The sequence below is a fragment of the Klebsiella sp. CN_Kp106 genome (genome assembly GCF_040064575.1).
In the GTDB taxonomy this organism is placed as follows: domain Bacteria; phylum Pseudomonadota; class Gammaproteobacteria; order Enterobacterales; family Enterobacteriaceae; genus Klebsiella; species Klebsiella michiganensis.
Genome location: NZ_JBEAIG010000071.1, coordinates 261,751 through 276,129, shown reverse-complemented (window position 1 = coordinate 276,129; position 14,379 = coordinate 261,751). Strand labels below are relative to the sequence as shown.

The 14,379-nt window shown below is 48.3% G+C and carries 17 protein-coding genes; 15 read left to right on the top strand and 2 right to left on the bottom strand.

Features of this window, described 5'->3' with window-relative positions:
- The first annotated feature begins 22 nt into the window (after nt 1-22).
- From ABLU96_RS28100 to ABLU96_RS28090, 3 genes are all read left to right on the top strand, one after another.
- Nucleotides 23-724 (top strand): DsbA family oxidoreductase, encoded by a 702-nt coding sequence (locus ABLU96_RS28100; protein ID WP_348863065.1) that lies wholly within the window; start codon nt 23-25, stop codon nt 722-724.
- A 62-nt stretch (nt 725-786) separates the two neighbouring features.
- The gene (locus ABLU96_RS28095; RefSeq protein WP_045334651.1) at nt 787-1,560 is read left to right on the top strand and encodes an SDR family oxidoreductase; all 774 of its coding nucleotides are present in this window, start codon (nt 787-789) and stop codon (nt 1,558-1,560) included.
- Between the two features lie 86 nt (nt 1,561-1,646).
- Entirely contained in the window at nt 1,647-2,399 is a 753-nt protein-coding gene (locus tag ABLU96_RS28090; RefSeq protein WP_041163026.1) for an alpha/beta hydrolase, read from the top strand.
- A gap of 244 nt (nt 2,400-2,643) precedes the next feature.
- Here ABLU96_RS28090 and ABLU96_RS28085 read toward each other — a convergent pair whose 3' ends face one another.
- Nucleotides 2,644-3,138, bottom strand: a complete 495-nt coding sequence (locus tag ABLU96_RS28085) for a thioredoxin family protein (RefSeq protein ID WP_348863063.1) — start codon at nt 3,136-3,138, stop codon at nt 2,644-2,646.
- A gap of 187 nt (nt 3,139-3,325) precedes the next feature.
- Between ABLU96_RS28085 and ABLU96_RS28080 the strand changes: the two genes are divergently transcribed.
- The 12 genes from ABLU96_RS28080 (at nt 3,326) to hxlB (ending at nt 14,035) form a co-directional block, all read left to right on the top strand.
- Entirely contained in the window at nt 3,326-4,174 is an 849-nt protein-coding gene (locus ABLU96_RS28080) for a DMT family transporter (RefSeq protein ID WP_163520602.1), read from the top strand.
- 130 nt (nt 4,175-4,304) lie between these two features.
- Nucleotides 4,305-5,528 carry a PatB family C-S lyase gene (locus ABLU96_RS28075; protein ID WP_163520604.1) on the top strand — a complete coding sequence of 408 codons (1,224 nt, stop codon included), beginning with the start codon at nt 4,305-4,307 and terminating at the stop codon, nt 5,526-5,528.
- A gap of 34 nt (nt 5,529-5,562) precedes the next feature.
- Nucleotides 5,563-6,915, top strand: coding sequence for a glutathione-disulfide reductase (gene gorA / locus ABLU96_RS28070; protein WP_163520606.1), 1,353 nt, complete (start codon nt 5,563-5,565; stop codon nt 6,913-6,915).
- 90 nt (nt 6,916-7,005) lie between these two features.
- Nucleotides 7,006-7,767 carry a thiol:disulfide interchange protein DsbG gene (gene dsbG / locus ABLU96_RS28065; RefSeq protein WP_163520608.1) on the top strand — a complete coding sequence of 254 codons (762 nt, stop codon included), beginning with the start codon at nt 7,006-7,008 and terminating at the stop codon, nt 7,765-7,767.
- 223 nt (nt 7,768-7,990) lie between these two features.
- Nucleotides 7,991-8,302 carry a hypothetical protein gene (locus ABLU96_RS28060; protein ID WP_071825604.1) on the top strand — a complete coding sequence of 104 codons (312 nt, stop codon included), beginning with the start codon at nt 7,991-7,993 and terminating at the stop codon, nt 8,300-8,302.
- Nucleotides 8,303-8,500: 198 nt separating this feature from the next.
- Entirely contained in the window at nt 8,501-9,469 is a 969-nt protein-coding gene (locus ABLU96_RS28055; protein ID WP_015697025.1) for a sugar-binding domain-containing protein, read from the top strand.
- Nucleotides 9,470-9,888: 419 nt separating this feature from the next.
- The gene (gene gatA, locus ABLU96_RS28050) at nt 9,889-10,338 is read left to right on the top strand and encodes a PTS galactitol transporter subunit IIA (protein ID WP_163520610.1); all 450 of its coding nucleotides are present in this window, start codon (nt 9,889-9,891) and stop codon (nt 10,336-10,338) included.
- Between the two features lie 18 nt (nt 10,339-10,356).
- Nucleotides 10,357-10,650, top strand: a complete 294-nt coding sequence (locus ABLU96_RS28045) for a PTS sugar transporter subunit IIB (protein ID WP_024359913.1) — start codon at nt 10,357-10,359, stop codon at nt 10,648-10,650.
- A 24-nt stretch (nt 10,651-10,674) separates the two neighbouring features.
- Entirely contained in the window at nt 10,675-11,928 is a 1,254-nt protein-coding gene (locus ABLU96_RS28040) for a PTS transporter subunit IIC (protein ID WP_020439340.1), read from the top strand.
- Nucleotides 11,929-11,952: 24 nt separating this feature from the next.
- Nucleotides 11,953-12,597, top strand: coding sequence for a ribulose-phosphate 3-epimerase (rpe, locus tag ABLU96_RS28035; protein WP_024359912.1), 645 nt, complete (start codon nt 11,953-11,955; stop codon nt 12,595-12,597).
- A 109-nt stretch (nt 12,598-12,706) separates the two neighbouring features.
- Nucleotides 12,707-13,459, top strand: a complete 753-nt coding sequence (locus ABLU96_RS28030; RefSeq protein ID WP_049089945.1) for an SDR family NAD(P)-dependent oxidoreductase — start codon at nt 12,707-12,709, stop codon at nt 13,457-13,459.
- 15 nt (nt 13,460-13,474) lie between these two features.
- On the top strand, nt 13,475-14,035 hold the full coding sequence (gene hxlB / locus ABLU96_RS28025; protein WP_126795930.1) for a 6-phospho-3-hexuloisomerase: 561 nt from the start codon (nt 13,475-13,477) through the stop codon (nt 14,033-14,035).
- A gap of 51 nt (nt 14,036-14,086) precedes the next feature.
- Here the strand turns inward: hxlB and ABLU96_RS28020 are convergent, their stop codons facing one another.
- Entirely contained in the window at nt 14,087-14,371 is a 285-nt protein-coding gene (locus ABLU96_RS28020; protein ID WP_163520614.1) for a DUF3892 domain-containing protein, read from the bottom strand.
- Nucleotides 14,372-14,379 lie beyond the last annotated feature (8 nt).

Genomic DNA, 14,379 nt, shown 5'->3' with positions numbered 1-14,379 from the left:
AATGGGGGATTCAGGAGCCAATATGCAAACCCTTAAGCCGATTATTACGATAGATATCTGGTCAGATCTGGTCTGCCCCTGGTGTTGGATCGCCAAAAAGCGTTTCGAACAGGGCCTTGCCGCCTTTGAGTATAAGGAACAGGTCGTGGTGCGCCATCACAGTTTCCGTATTTCCGGCGACCGGCCTGCCGTGCCGTTCCGCAAAGCCCTTTACAAGAAGTTTGGCGGGGAACACGGGGCGGAACTGATGATGAATCAGGTAGGTACGGCCGGGAAGGCAGAAGGGCTCCAGTATAACTTTGACACCATGCTCTTTGGCGATACCGAAGATGCCCATACGCTGCTCGCGGCTGCACGTCACGCCAATATGGGCGACGCCATGGCAGAACGGTTTTATCGGGCCAGTGTGACTGAGGGGCGTTCCATTTTCGATCCGCAGGAGCTCATTGCGTTAGCTACAGAAGTGGGCATGTCCAGAGCCGACGCTGAAAGTGCCCTTGCCAATGAGGCCTTCCGTGCATCGGTGGCTGAAGATGAAGCCCATGCCCGGTCGATCGGGGTCAGTGGTGTCCCGCTGTTCCTGCTCAATGAAAAATATGCCATCAGCGGCGCGCAATCTGCGGACAACTTCCTGAACGCGTTGAAGCATGTCTGGGAAGAAAAAGCGGCTGAATTGGCAAAAACCGACGGCCAGACCTGCGGCGCTGACGGTTGCAGCATCTGAAACCTGAACGAGCCGGCTGCATGACTGCCGGCAAATCTACCCTGCAAATAACGGAGTTCAAAATGAGCGATTACTTTAAAGGCAAAAAACTGCTTGTCGTGGGTGGCACCAGTGGCATGGGTCTGGAAACGGCGCGTATGGTGCTGAAAGCCGGCGGCAGCGTGGTGTTGACTGGCAATAAAAAAGACAAGGCGGAAGCGGTCCAGAAAGAGCTGAGCCCGCTGGGTTCCGTGTCCGTGATTGCGGCAAACCTGATGACCGAAGAGGGCATGAACGCCATTCGTCAGGAGATCAATGCCAATCATCGCGATATCAGCCTGATGGTCAACGCGGCCGGGATATTCATGCCAAAAGGCTTTACCGAGCATTTGGAAGCGGATTACGACATGTACCTGACACTGAACCGGGCGACCTTCTTCATCACGCAGGACGTGGTGAAGAACATGCTGGCCGACGGCCGTGAAGGGGCGATTGTGAACGTGGGCTCCATTGGGGCGCAAGCCGCACTCGGCGACTCACCGGCTTCCGCGTATTCCATGGCCAAAGCCGGTCTCCATGCCTTGACACGCAACCTGGCTATTGAGCTGGCCAGTGCGGGTATCCGCGTGAACGCTGTCTCGCCAGGGATCGTGCATACCCCGATTTATGAAGGCTTCATGGCGAAAGAAGACATTGCCGGCGCGATGCAATCGCTGAACGCTTTCCATCCGCTGGGGCGTGTCGGCACGCCGGAAGATGTGGCTAATACCATCTTCTTCCTGTTGTCCGACAAAGCCTCCTGGGTGACTGGCGCAATCTGGGATGTCGATGCCGGTATCATGGCCGTTCGCAGATAAGTTTTTCGTACCCTTGCCAAGCCGCCTTATGATAGGCGGCTGATAGGTATCTTGCTTGTAATTCAACCATTCTGAAAGTTAACATAATGAAAAAATTGAAATTTACCTTCAAAAATGCAGAAGGTGAGGAACTTGCCGGGTTGCTTGAATTGCCAGAAAATCCAAAAGCCTTTGCCCTGTTGGCGCACTGTTTTACCTGCGGGAAGGATCTGAAAGGTGCTGCACGCATTGCGAAGAAACTGACAGAAAATTCAATCGCGGTGCTTCGCTTTGATTTCACGGGGTTAGGCAACAGCGAAGGCGATTTTTCCAATACTAATTTTTCCTCGAATATTTCTGACCTGCTGTGCGCGGTCGATTATCTTCGTCGGGAATACGAGGCTCCTTCGCTGCTGATTGGTCACAGCCTTGGCGGTTCGGCAATCCTCTCTATTGCAGCCAAAGTGCCTGAAGCCAGAGCGGTCGTAACCATAGGTTCGCCAGGCGAATTGACGCATGTACAGCGGTTGTTCAAAGACAATATCGAAGATATCAGGAACCATGGCGCTTTCCCGGTAGAGCTTGCAGGCCGGGTATTCACGCTAAAAAAGCAAATGCTGGATAACATTCAGGAGCATAAAATAGCGGAAAAGGTATTTACCATGAATAAGCCGCTGCTGATTTTTCATGCTCCCAATGATGATACCGTGCTGATTGAACAGGCAGAGAAAATTTTTAAAGCCGCCAGACACCCCAAAAGCTTTATCTCACTGGGTGAAGCAGATCATCTTCTGACGCATCCTCAGGATGCGGAATATGTTGCCGGGATTATCGTTGCCTGGAGTTCTGCTTACATTTAGAGGGCGTGTAAAGCTTCGTGAAGCTGCAGGTGCTGTCGTTGGCCACTGAATAAATGGGCGTAGCATTTTGATTGCACATACAAGACTTCGTAGCATGCTTTCTTTACGCGAAAAAAGCCCTGCTTAGATGCAGGGCTAAGGGCATTGTTGCTAAGGTTTATTTTTATTATTTCCCTGGCATTGCTCAACTTCCAGGTTTATTACCTTCAAGTTGAGATTCAATTAATTTAACTTTAACGCTCTCTTATTTTCCTGGAAAAATTGAAGTCACTTCGCGGGCGGTATCGACCAGAAGCTCACCGTTTTTGTACCTCTCGCTCACTTCTCCATTGTTGCCGGTAGCATTTTCAGGTCGTTCAATAAACTGCCCCAGCGGAGTCGCGTTCTCATCCAGTACCACGGCAAACGGAATTTTGACTTTATCGACACCAAAGTGTGCCTTAAAGACGGCTTCAGCCTTGTCGCGGGTGATAATACCCAGACGTATTGCCGGCGCTGACGCGGCAATGGCATGGATTACAGGCAAGTTTTTATGGCAGTCGGGGCACCACATTTCAGCAGCTACCAGAATGCTGTACGAACCCGGAAGTTGCGAGAGCTTACTGATGACATCGTCAGGTAATGCCTCGTTGGCAAGCCCCTCAAAATGCCGGAATGCGTTGCGGTCTTCTTCTGCTCCGCTGCCAACAAATTCGTTATAATCTGATGCTGCTTCGAGCAGTACGTTGAAATCTTGCATATGTTCTCCTTTGTTAGTAGCGGGTCTATGGCTTCACATAAATCTGGCAATGATAAAGGTCAATGCTCCAGGCATGACCTGAAAAGGCGTACCATTTTAGTGTCCGGCTGCCATAAGTAGATATTGCCATCCTACCTACTAATTGATAGATTATCACGTAATTTATTAATTTTGAGGCGTCACGCTGATGGGGCGGTCTGTTGGATTCAAGATAGTGATAGCAATGATGGCATTCGCAGCCAATTCTGTGCTCTGTCGGATTGCGTTGAAAGGCGAACATATTGACCCGGTGACGTTCAGTGACCTTCGCCTGATGAGCGGGGCGGTGGTCTTGTTACCACTGTTGTTGAGACGTGAGGGGAAAAAGCAGGGCGTCTGGAGCTTGAAAAGCGGGTTCTTTCTTATGGCCTACGCCCTGTGTTTCTCCCTTGCCTATATCCATTTGGATACAGGAACAGGTGCTTTGCTCTTGTTTGGCGTTGTGCAACTGGCGATGGTGGCTCATGGCCTTTTCCATGGGGAAAGGCTGTCTTTTTCCAGAGCAACGGGGCTTGGGCTGGCTGTAGCCGGCATGGCTGCTCTTCTCTTACCTGGTGCCAAAGCGCCCCCCTTGGGCAGCGCTGTTCTGATGGCGCTTTCAGGCCTTGCCTGGGCGGCTTATACCCTCTGCGGAAAGCGCTCTCCTGATGCTGCGCAGGCCACTGCGGCAAACTTCATCCTTGCTGTACCTTTTGCCTTGGTGTTGTCGCCGTTCATTAGCCAGGGAGCGCACTTCGACGGTATCGGAATTGTCCTAGCAATACTCTCTGGTGCCGGTGCTTCTGCCGGAGCCTATGTGCTCTGGTATTCACTTTTACCTTGTCTTGAGTCTGTTGCAGCCAGTACGGTTCAGTTGAGTGTGCCCTGTCTGGCGATGCTGGGAGGCGTAACATTTTTGGGCGAGTCACTGAGCCTCAGAATGGCATTTTCAACGCTGGCAGTCCTTGCGGGCATTCTGTTGGTGATCAAGGCACCGGGTCAGAAAATACGGCACTGATATCAACGTGCCAGTCATGACTTGATCACTCTACAAATGGTTTTTTAGGTTTTAAAGCAATGGAATATCTAATCGTTAGCAAAATCAGTGACGCTGTGACCTCTTTGGATAAACTAATCAGGTAACCTCTATGAAATACGATTTTGATGAAGCAGTGGATAGAGCAGGGACAGACAGCTTAACCGTCGACGGCTGGCGTGAATATATGTTTGGTGCCCATGAAGGCCCCGCGCCGGAAGTACCGGCCAATGGTTTTATAAACCTCTGGGTAGCAGACATGGCTTTTTCCACCCCCGAGCCGGTGCTTGAAGCCATACGTTCCCGGTTAGATAAAAAAATTCTTGGCTACACCCGCGTTTATGACAGGGACTACTATGAGATTTTTGGGGCCTGGTGTGAAAGGAATTACGGATATCGGTTTCAGGAAGAAAGCATTGTTCTCTCCCCCGGTATTATCCCTGCACTTAACCGATTGGTGCCGTTACTCACCCACGAAGAAGACAGCATCCTCATCCTGACCCCTTCTTATGCACCGTTTAAAAAAGCCGGAGACTATAGCGGTCGTCGCGTCGTCGATTGCCCGCTTAGAAATAACGAAGGCCACTGGGCGGTAGATTTTGAGGCAATGGAACAAGCCCTGAGCGATGACCAGCAGCGAATTAAAGCCTTCTTTCTCTGTAACCCGCATAATCCCACCGGGCGAGTTTGGCGACGTGATGAGTTGCAGAAAATGATAGCGTTATGCCTTAAACATGATGTGTGGGTTATTTCTGATGAAATCCACTGTGATTTATCCCGCTCGGGCGTCACGCATATTCCCGCAGCGTCAATTTTTCCTGAAAATCATAAAATTATCACCTGCATGTCGACCAGCAAAACGTTCAACCTGGCGGGTAACCTGCTGGCAAACATCATGATCCCTGATGCCTCAGTGAGAACCGAATGGCTTCGCCTGCATGATGATTTTATCTCTCCGCTGAGCCTGGTGGCTAACAAGGCCGCTTGGTCCAAGTGCGATGAGTGGTTGACTCAGGTCAGGCACTATATTGACGAGAACTTCCGTTTTCTGCAGGACTACCTGGGTACATATCATCCGCTGGCCCGTTTTATCATTCCGGAAGGGACCTATCTTGCCTGGATTAATATCTCTCGTCTGGTAGATGTCAGTAATCAGGAAGAGGTAACCCTCTTTTTTGCCAGACATGCGGGTGTATTGCTTGAAGGGGGACAAATGTTTGTCAGTAACGGCGACGGGCACATCCGCCTTAATCTGGCTTGTCCACGCGCTATGCTTGCTGAGGGGCTCAACCGCATAAGCAAGGCATTGAATGCAAGTTCTGGCGATGCTACCTGAACGATGACCGCAGCGATGCTGCCTGGAGAACAAAATGACGAAACACTATGACTATATAGCGATTGGTGGTGGTAGCGGTGGTATCGCCTCAATCAACCGTGCGGCGATGTATGGGCAGAAATGCGCTTTGATAGAAGCCCGGGAGTTGGGCGGGACTTGCGTCAATGTGGGGTGTGTACCGAAAAAAATAATGTGGCACGCTGCGCAAATCGCAGAGGCCATTCATCTTTATGGCCCAGACTATGGCTTCGATACCACATTAAACCGCCTCGACTGGGCTACCTTGCTAAAAAACCGCAGTGCCTACATCGATCGTATTCATACTTCATACGAAAATGTGTTGGGTAAAAACAAGGTAGATGTCATCAAAGGTTTTGCCCGGTTTGTGGACGGGCATACGGTGGAGGTCAACGGGGAAACGATTACCGCTGACCATATATTGATAGCCACCGGTGGTCGCCCTAGCCATTCCTCTATTCCGGGAGCGGAATACGGAATTGATTCAGATGGTTTTTTTGCGCTTGAGGCGCTACCGCAGCGCATTGCAGTTGTTGGTGCAGGCTACATTGCTGTTGAACTGGCAGGTGTTCTCAATGCATTGGGGTCAAAAACCCATTTGTTCGTACGTAAGCATGCGCCTTTGCGCAGTTTTGACCCGTTGCTCACAGAAACACTGGTTGAAGTCATGAACGTCGAAGGCCCAACGTTGCACACCCAAGCGATCCCCACTGCAGTGGTCAAAAACCAAGACGGCAGCCTGACACTGGAGCTGGAAGATGGTCGTGAACAAACGGTTGACTGTTTGATCTGGGCGATTGGCCGTGAGCCAGCCAATGACAAGTTGAACGTTGAGATGGCGGGTGTTGAACTCGATGAAAAAGGGTACGTCAAAGTTGATAAATATCAGAATACCAACGTGCCGGGTGTTTACGCGGTGGGTGATAATACCGGTGCGGTTGAGTTAACACCGGCAGCTGTTGCTGCGGGCCGTCGCCTTTCAGAACGCTTGTTTAACAACAAGCCGGATGAGTATCTGGATTACAACAATATCCCCACAGTCGTCTTTAGCCACCCAACAATAGGTACCATTGGCCTGACTGAACCCCAGGCGCGTGAGGAATATGGTGATGATCAGGTGAAAGTTTATCAGTCATCTTTTACCTCCATGTACACCGGCGTGACGCGTCATCGCCAGCCATCCCGCATGAAGCTGGTATGTGTGGGGTTGGAAGAGAAAATCGTCGGTATCCACGGTATCGGTTTAGGCATGGATGAAATACTGCAAGGCTTTGCTGTTGCGCTGAAAATGGGAGCAACGAAGAGAGACTTCGACAATACCGTGGCAATTCACCCAACTGCGGCAGAAGAATTTGTCACGATGAGATAATGGTGAGTAGTGCCATTTAGCACGTGACGGGAGGGCTGGAGGTTTGTTAAACAACGGCCCGTAATGAGTACGTATTATATTGAGATAAGAATGAACAAATACATCCTCGCGTTATCTGCTGCACTTATCGGCTCGCAGGTTCAGGCAGCAACGCCCGCAGCGCTTCCCGCACCGATCAAGCAGTTGGAAAAACAAGGTATAGAAATAATCAAACCCTTCACGGCTCCCGGTGGGGTTCAGGGCTGGTTGGGAAAATATCAGGGAACGGGGGTGACAATTTATCTGACCCCCGATAAAAAACATGCCATATCAGGTTATATGTACGATGAGAATGGAAGTAACCTCAGCGAACAGGTCATAAAAGAGGAGATTTACCTCCCTGCTGGCCGCGAGATGTGGAAAACACTGTCCAAAGCTGCCGGTATCACGGAAGGCAGTAATAATGCAAATTGTCAGATTGTCGTGTTTGCCGATCCTTTCTGTCCTTACTGTACAAAATTCAGACAGGAAGTGCAGCCCTATATTAAGGACAATAAAATCGCTATGAAAACGCAGTTAGTGGGTGTCATGCAGCCCGACAGTGGCCGTTACGCGGCTGCGATATTGTCTTCTGAAAACCCCGCGAAGGTCTGGCAGGATTTCGAGTTGTCGGGTGGCAAAAACAAGCCTGCACTTTTGGAGAAAACGCCGCAGCCGATTTTCTCGCAGATCCAATACAACCAGAAATTGATGGAAGATGTGGGGGCAAGCGGTACGCCAGCAATTTATTATCTTAACCACGCCAACATGCTTCAACAGATCGTCGGTCTGCCGGACCAGGAACAGATGGCCAATCTTATAGCGTGTAAATAGTTTCTGAGTCACTGGCTGCGAAATGGGTAAATTCACACATGGATGTGGGGATTTTATGAGTACACCCCTTAAAATCCTATTTTTATCTTGTGCTTATGTGGCTATCAGATCTTTTCGCTATGTGTTTTGTACTGATTTAGAATGGCGCAGCGCAAAGTGAACGGATTGAAATGTAAATCAGCTACCCTAACTAACGAAACCCGATGCAACCTGGAGAAAAGACATGAACAGAGCTCAATTGTTTTCTTATCTTTTTTTAACGGGATTTTCCGTTATAGCGTTTGCCTGTCAGGGAGGTGAAGGCGGGAAAGGCGGAACTGGAGGAAAAGGGGGATCCGTGGTAATCGGTAATCAAAACGGTGGGGCTGGTCTTAATGGAAAAAACGGAAAATCTGGGATGAATGGTTGTCCCGGTGGAACTCAGGCCGCACCCGATGGGCATTTTTATCTGCGAGGAACACATGAGCAATGTAACCCGTTTCACGCCAAAAAACAGAAATCACAGGCCACAGCGTCACTGATTGAGAGCACATAATGTAAAGCCTTGCCACCGTCTAAAAAACTCTGGTCTCTTCACCCATTATCATCAGATGTGTCAGCTATCACACCGCCAAAAGATAAGACTCATTTGCTCATGTCAAAAGAGCAGGTAAAAGTGTACTCTTATGAGTAAATTGCAGGGGTAACAGTTTAACTCAGCTGATATTGTCTTTGGATGAAGATGGAATGCTCTATGCCTAAACGTATAAAAAACAGCCGCTGGTCAGGTTACGATCCCCGCTATATCTATTCTCTCGTCGTCCGACGTTACTTTGTTGAGATGAAGACCAAAACTGAGATTGCTGAAGAACTCGAGATTTCGAGATTTAAAGCGGCGCGTCTTATCGATGAGGCAATAAAGGAAGAGTATGTGAAGTTTCTCTTTCCAAAGCAGCAACTGCTTGACGAAGAGATCGCACTTAATCTCTGCGGAAAGTATGGTCTGCAGAAGGCAATCGTGCTTTCCGTGTCAGAATCCTGGTCCAATCAGGAAGAACTGAATGAGAAGCTGGGGGGTATCACTGCAAGTTATCTCAACAATAATCTCGCTGAGGGAATGAAGGTTGGTATTGCCTGGGGACGCGTTTTATCCAGCACAGTGAGTCAACTCACCAGCTTGCCGGCATTAGATGTTGTTCAGCTATCTGGCGTTCATCCCGGCATTGAATTTAGCCAGGGCCCGATCGACCTTATCCACAGACTGTCGACTATCTCTCAGGGCAAGGCTCATCCTATGTATGTGCCGATGTGGGTGGATGATGAAAGCCTGGCCCAAAAACTGGCCAGTGATCCGGCTGTGGTGGATACCCAACAATATTATTCTCAGCTGGATGTTGTCATCACCGGTATTGGCGCCTGGAAAACGGGCTCATCCAGTTTGTGTGATATTTTTCCCGAGTCGTGGCAAAAAAATCTGTTTGAGAAAGATATCGCTGCGGATGTCTGCATTACTCTCGTTAACAGTAAAGGCGAGATCCTTGATAGCCCGATGAGCCGTCTTGGGTTTGGTATTTCAACCGAACAATTGCGTAACACGAAAACCGTGATTGGTGTGGCGGGGGGAGAACAGAAGTATGAAGGCATCGTCGCTTCCCTGAAGTCAGGCCTTTTAGATGTGTTAATCACTGACTTCGATACTGCGGTGAAGCTTGTCAATTCCTGATTGAAATAGATCCCGGAACATCAGCAACAGGGGCGTAGCCCGCGCCCTTGATCACCTTCCTCTCAGGCATGCATTAGGCACTGCTATCAGTCATTCTGTAAACCCTCATGACTTAGATCAGAGCATGGCCAAATCCTCTGACATAGATCAGTTCGCATATATAAACCTTCAAAAAATCTATTATCCGTCTGATTTATAATAAAAATTTTACTTCCCCTCTCCGGTTGACTTGATTGATCTAAAAGATGAATTACTCGATATTGCTCATATGAGCAATTATTTGCGTGCACTTATGCATTTATTTTGTGATCAGCTTATAACTTTTGCATGTTTTCTGTTTGCGCGGAAAATTGGCATGCTATAACTGCTCATGTGATCGATTATGTTTGCTCTTATGAGCAGAAAAGCGAGGTGAAAAGGTGAGTACAGTCGCTATTAATGTTGCAGATGGTGCAGCATTCAAAAATTACGATGAGGTGCTGCAGCACATCCATGAAAAGCTGTATTCAGAAGGGATAGTGAAAAAGACCTATCTGGCAGCACTGCGCGAACGCGAAGCCATATATCCAACCGGTATTTTGCTTGATGGTTATTCTGTGGCGATCCCACATTGCGACAGCAACCAGGCCAACAGCCCGTCGATTTATATTATTCGCTTACCTGAACCGGTTCAGGTTGATCAGGCTGATGGCGACGATAAATTGTGGGTCAAACTCATTATCAATTTGGTCGTTACCGATCCGGCTAATCAGTTGCAACTGCTGAAGGCCCTTTTTAGTAATCTTCAAATGGAAGACTTTTATCAAAATTTACTTGAGCTTCCTGCCGAGAAAGCGCAGGCACTTTTTATTTCCACCGTCATGCAATAAGAGTTCAGGAGCATAATGATGATTAATATCCTCGTAGCCTGCGGGAGCGGTGTCGCAACGTCAACTATCGCTGCTGATGAAGTGAAATCCGTGTGTACAGAATATGGCATTACTCAGTTCAAAATAAATAAATGCAGCATGTCAGAACTTCCTTCTGAATTACAGAATGCTGATGTGATTTTAACCACGAATAACTACAAAGGTGATATCGGAAAACCGCATATGAGTGTGGCCGGGTTTATCACCGGGATTAATGAAGCTGTGTTACGAAAAAAACTAGGGGATTTATTAACAGAGCTGGCTAAAAACTAATAAAAAAACACAGGGGATGACAAGATGGACATGTTAAAAAATATAATGCTAACGATAACAAGCATGGGGGCAACGGCAATCCTACCACTTGTCATCTTCATTTTGGGTTTGGTTTTCCGCATGAAAGTCGGTGCTGCCATTAAGTCTGGTATCACCGTGGGTATCGGTTTCATTGGTTTAGGTTTGGTTGTTAATCTGTTGAGTACGTCCCTGCAGCCGGCAATTGCCTACTATTCAAAACTTGGAAGCGGATTCACTGTGGCTGATATCGGATGGCCTGCGGTGGGCGCGGCTGCATGGGTGGCACCCTTTGCCGCTTTAGTTGTTCCAGTGGGTATTATTCTTAATTTGCTACTTGTTCGTCTTAAATTAACCAAAACGCTGAACGTTGATATCTGGAATTATATGCACTTCCTGGTTCCCGGCGCGCTGGCCTATTTCGTGTTTGACAGCTTCTTTATCGGTTTTGGCGTGGCAGTCGCACTTAGCGTTATCGCTCTGTTTATTGGCGATTTAATTGCTCCCCGTTGGCAGAAATATTATGGCCTGGAAGGGACGACCTGTACCACCATGATCCATATAGGCTGGACATTACCTTTTGCACTGCTGGTCAATAAAATTATCGACCTGATCCCCGGCCTGAACAAGCTCGACGTTGATTTGGAGAGCGTACAGAAACGTCTGGGGGTGTTTGGTGAACCCGCTATCATCGGTGTCATTGTAGGTTGTCTGCTTGGACTGCTGACGAAACAGCCTGTGACCACTATTGTCCCGATGGCAATGGGGGTGGCTGCGGTAATGGTGCTCCTGCCTAAAGTGGTGGGTGTCCTGATGGAAGGACTGTCTCCAATTGGGAAAAGTGCCAAAGAGATTATGCAAAAGCAGATGGGTAAAGACGCCGAACTGAACATCGGTATGGACTGTGCCCTGGCACTGGGCGACCCAGCGACCATCACCGTCACCGTTATCACCATTCCGTTGACCATGCTTTGCGCACTGATTTTACCGGGGATCATGATTTTCCCCATCGGCGTTCTGATGTCAATCATCTATATGACAACCATGACCGTAATGGCCAGCAACGGAAACGTCATCCGCTCAATTATTTCAACCTTACTGTTCAGTATTGTCGTGATGTATTTAGGAGGGTATGTGGCTCCGGGTGCAACCCAATTCCTGCATGGCGCAGGCGTCGGCTTGCAGGGGCAGGGTACTGACTTTGTACTGACTGGCCCGTGGGAAGTATTGACGTATTGGTTGAGCACTGTATTCCATTGATTTTAAAAATGAGGTTTGCTTACCATGGCACAGATTTTACCATCAATTTTTGGCGCGAATATCTTAAGTCTGCAAGATGAGCTCCGTTTTTTAGAAGAAGAGAACACTGAAATATTGCATGTTGATTTAATGGATGGAACCTTCGTAAATAATATTGCCTTTGGGCCGAATCAAATTTCTGCAATGAAAAAAGCCAGTAAAATGACTTTCGACGTACACATGATGCTGGCTAATCCTGAAAGACATATTGATGATGTTATTAATACCGGCGCAGAAATGATCTCAGTGCATTATGAATCAACGCCGCATGTGCATTTTATTTTACAGAAAATAAAAAAGGCCGGGCGAAAAGCCGGTGTGGTCATCAATCCGGGTACGCCTGAAAGTGTTCTGGAATATTTGTTGGACGATATTGATTACATCCTGATTATGACCATTAACCCGGGGCAACCCGGGCAGACTTTCATCGAGAAAAGCCTGGAGAAAATCAGGAAAACCAGAGAAATGATTGCTGGCCGGCACATTCAAATTGAAGTCGACGGTGGCGTTAATCTGGAAATAGCGAAAAAAGTACAGGAGGCGGGTGCTGATTTAATTGTTGTCGGTGGCGCGTTATTTAATGACAACCCTAAAGCAAGCTATCAGGCATTAAAGTCTGTCATGCATTAAGTATCCAACATACATTCACGCGCTCTTAATTGAGCGCGTAATCATTATGTAGACCGCAGACGTGGGGGATTCCTCTCACGTTAAGTACAAAGATTCAGGAGAACAACCGATGAGTCATTTTGAAGGTAAAGTTGCGCTAATTACCGGTGGTGCGCATGGGATTGGTAAAGGAATTGCAAAACAATTCGCCGAACGCGGTGCGCATACCGTCATTGTCGATTATAACGAGGCTAATGGCATCAAAACTGCGCAAGAACTGACCTTTGGCAATGTTAAATCGCTCTTTGTCAAAACGGACGTCTCTGATCCGCAGGCACTGGCTGAAGTGCGCAGAAAAGTTATCGAGGCTTATGGCCGTATCGACATTCTGGTTTTGAACGCAGGTGTCGCTTTTGCTAATAAAGTCAAAGACATTACTTTCGAAGAGTGGAACAAAACACTCTCAATCAACCTGACGGGTTTATTCAATACGGTCAAAGCCTTCTACGATGACTTCTTAACTAACCAGGGTTCAATCGTTTACATCTCCTCCGGTTCTGCGCTGTCAGGTACCGGCGGGGGTGTGAGCTATCCGGCCAGTAAAGCGGGGGGGGAAGGCCTTATTCGTGGTCTGGCAAAGGAGTTGGGTCCAAAAGGTGTTAACGTCAACGCTATCGCGCCGCGTCTTATCGACACCGGCGAAATGATGCGTGTTAATTACCCGACGCAGGCAGATTTAGACGCAGTACTGGAGAAAATTCCGGTCCGTCGTCTGGGCACAATCGATGATGTCGCAAACCTGGCCATCTTCCTTGCTGATAAGTCAAATTCTTACATCCAGGGACAGACGATCCTCATGGATGGTGGCCGTACAATTGCCTGACCGGAGGAAAAGAAAATGGGTGTTCAAGAAAATACTGTCAGTATTCTCAGGGAACTAGAGCAAAACGCGCTCAATATCGACAATAGTCAGGCGCAGAAATTTATCGGGCAGATTAGAAATGCGAAGCATATTTTCCTGCAAGGTGCAGGGCGCAGCGGTATTGCCATCCGCGCGTTCGCTAACCGTTTATTGCATTTAGGCTTCTCGGTCAGCGTAGTCGGGGAAATTTCATCACCTCATACGAAAGCGGGTGATTTGTTAATTATTGGTTCAGGCAGTGGCGAAACAGGCAGTCTCAAGAGCCTTGCGCAGAAAGCCGTTGAGTGTGGTGTCGACGTGGCGCTGGTCACCATGAAGAAAGACTCTGCGATTGGCCAGTTGGCCAACTGCGTGCTGGTATTACCGGGAACGGTCAAAACTGAAAACGATCGCACTCCGGGCCAGTTTTCGCAGCCAATGGGTTCCTCTTTCGAGCAACTCTGCTTTATCACCTACGATGCCATCGTGCTTGAACTCATGGACCAACTGCGTGAAACCAGTGAAACCATGTTTAAACGACACGCTGATTTTGAGTAATGACACTGAGCGCTTCGCTGGAAGCGCTCATTCGCTTATAACATCGCATCATTAAAAAGTGGGCAAATTACCCAAGTTATCGCGTTTGGTATCATTAGGATCAGTCGTGAGATAAATCCCATCAATAACATGAACCATTGCCCCATAAACCCACTTGTCATTCACGTAGGTAATTGTTTGAAAGCTTGTCTTACCGGCATTTATCAACTCAGCGACAAACTGACGCGAGTTAATTGATGCGTCCTTCTCCCCATTACCGGCTTTGATGATTTTAACGTACTGAATGTGTTGCCCTGCATTGTCTCTGCGTATACCCGAGATGTAAAAGTCTGCCATTTCTCTTG

Bases quoted from the DNA above. Each gene is read 5' to 3' on its own strand.
- ABLU96_RS28020 (WP_163520614.1), bottom strand. From the start codon at position 14,371: ATGGCAGACTTTTACATCTCGGGTATACGCAGAGACAATGCAGGGCAA.
- ABLU96_RS28090 (WP_041163026.1), top strand. From the start codon at position 1,647: ATGAAAAAATTGAAATTTACCTTCAAAAATGCAGAAGGTGAGGAACTT.
- ABLU96_RS28045 (WP_024359913.1), top strand. From the start codon at position 10,357: ATGATTAATATCCTCGTAGCCTGCGGGAGCGGTGTCGCAACGTCAACT.
- rpe (WP_024359912.1), top strand. From the start codon at position 11,953: ATGGCACAGATTTTACCATCAATTTTTGGCGCGAATATCTTAAGTCTG.
- ABLU96_RS28040 (WP_020439340.1), top strand. From the start codon at position 10,675: ATGGACATGTTAAAAAATATAATGCTAACGATAACAAGCATGGGGGCA.
- hxlB (WP_126795930.1), top strand. From the start codon at position 13,475: ATGGGTGTTCAAGAAAATACTGTCAGTATTCTCAGGGAACTAGAGCAA.
- dsbG (WP_163520608.1), top strand. From the start codon at position 7,006: ATGAACAAATACATCCTCGCGTTATCTGCTGCACTTATCGGCTCGCAG.
- ABLU96_RS28060 (WP_071825604.1), top strand. From the start codon at position 7,991: ATGAACAGAGCTCAATTGTTTTCTTATCTTTTTTTAACGGGATTTTCC.
- gorA (WP_163520606.1), top strand. From the start codon at position 5,563: ATGACGAAACACTATGACTATATAGCGATTGGTGGTGGTAGCGGTGGT.
- ABLU96_RS28085 (WP_348863063.1), bottom strand. From the start codon at position 3,138: ATGCAAGATTTCAACGTACTGCTCGAAGCAGCATCAGATTATAACGAA.
- ABLU96_RS28030 (WP_049089945.1), top strand. From the start codon at position 12,707: ATGAGTCATTTTGAAGGTAAAGTTGCGCTAATTACCGGTGGTGCGCAT.
- ABLU96_RS28080 (WP_163520602.1), top strand. From the start codon at position 3,326: ATGGGGCGGTCTGTTGGATTCAAGATAGTGATAGCAATGATGGCATTC.
- ABLU96_RS28100 (WP_348863065.1), top strand. From the start codon at position 23: ATGCAAACCCTTAAGCCGATTATTACGATAGATATCTGGTCAGATCTG.
- ABLU96_RS28095 (WP_045334651.1), top strand. From the start codon at position 787: ATGAGCGATTACTTTAAAGGCAAAAAACTGCTTGTCGTGGGTGGCACC.
- ABLU96_RS28075 (WP_163520604.1), top strand. From the start codon at position 4,305: ATGAAATACGATTTTGATGAAGCAGTGGATAGAGCAGGGACAGACAGC.
- ABLU96_RS28055 (WP_015697025.1), top strand. From the start codon at position 8,501: ATGCCTAAACGTATAAAAAACAGCCGCTGGTCAGGTTACGATCCCCGC.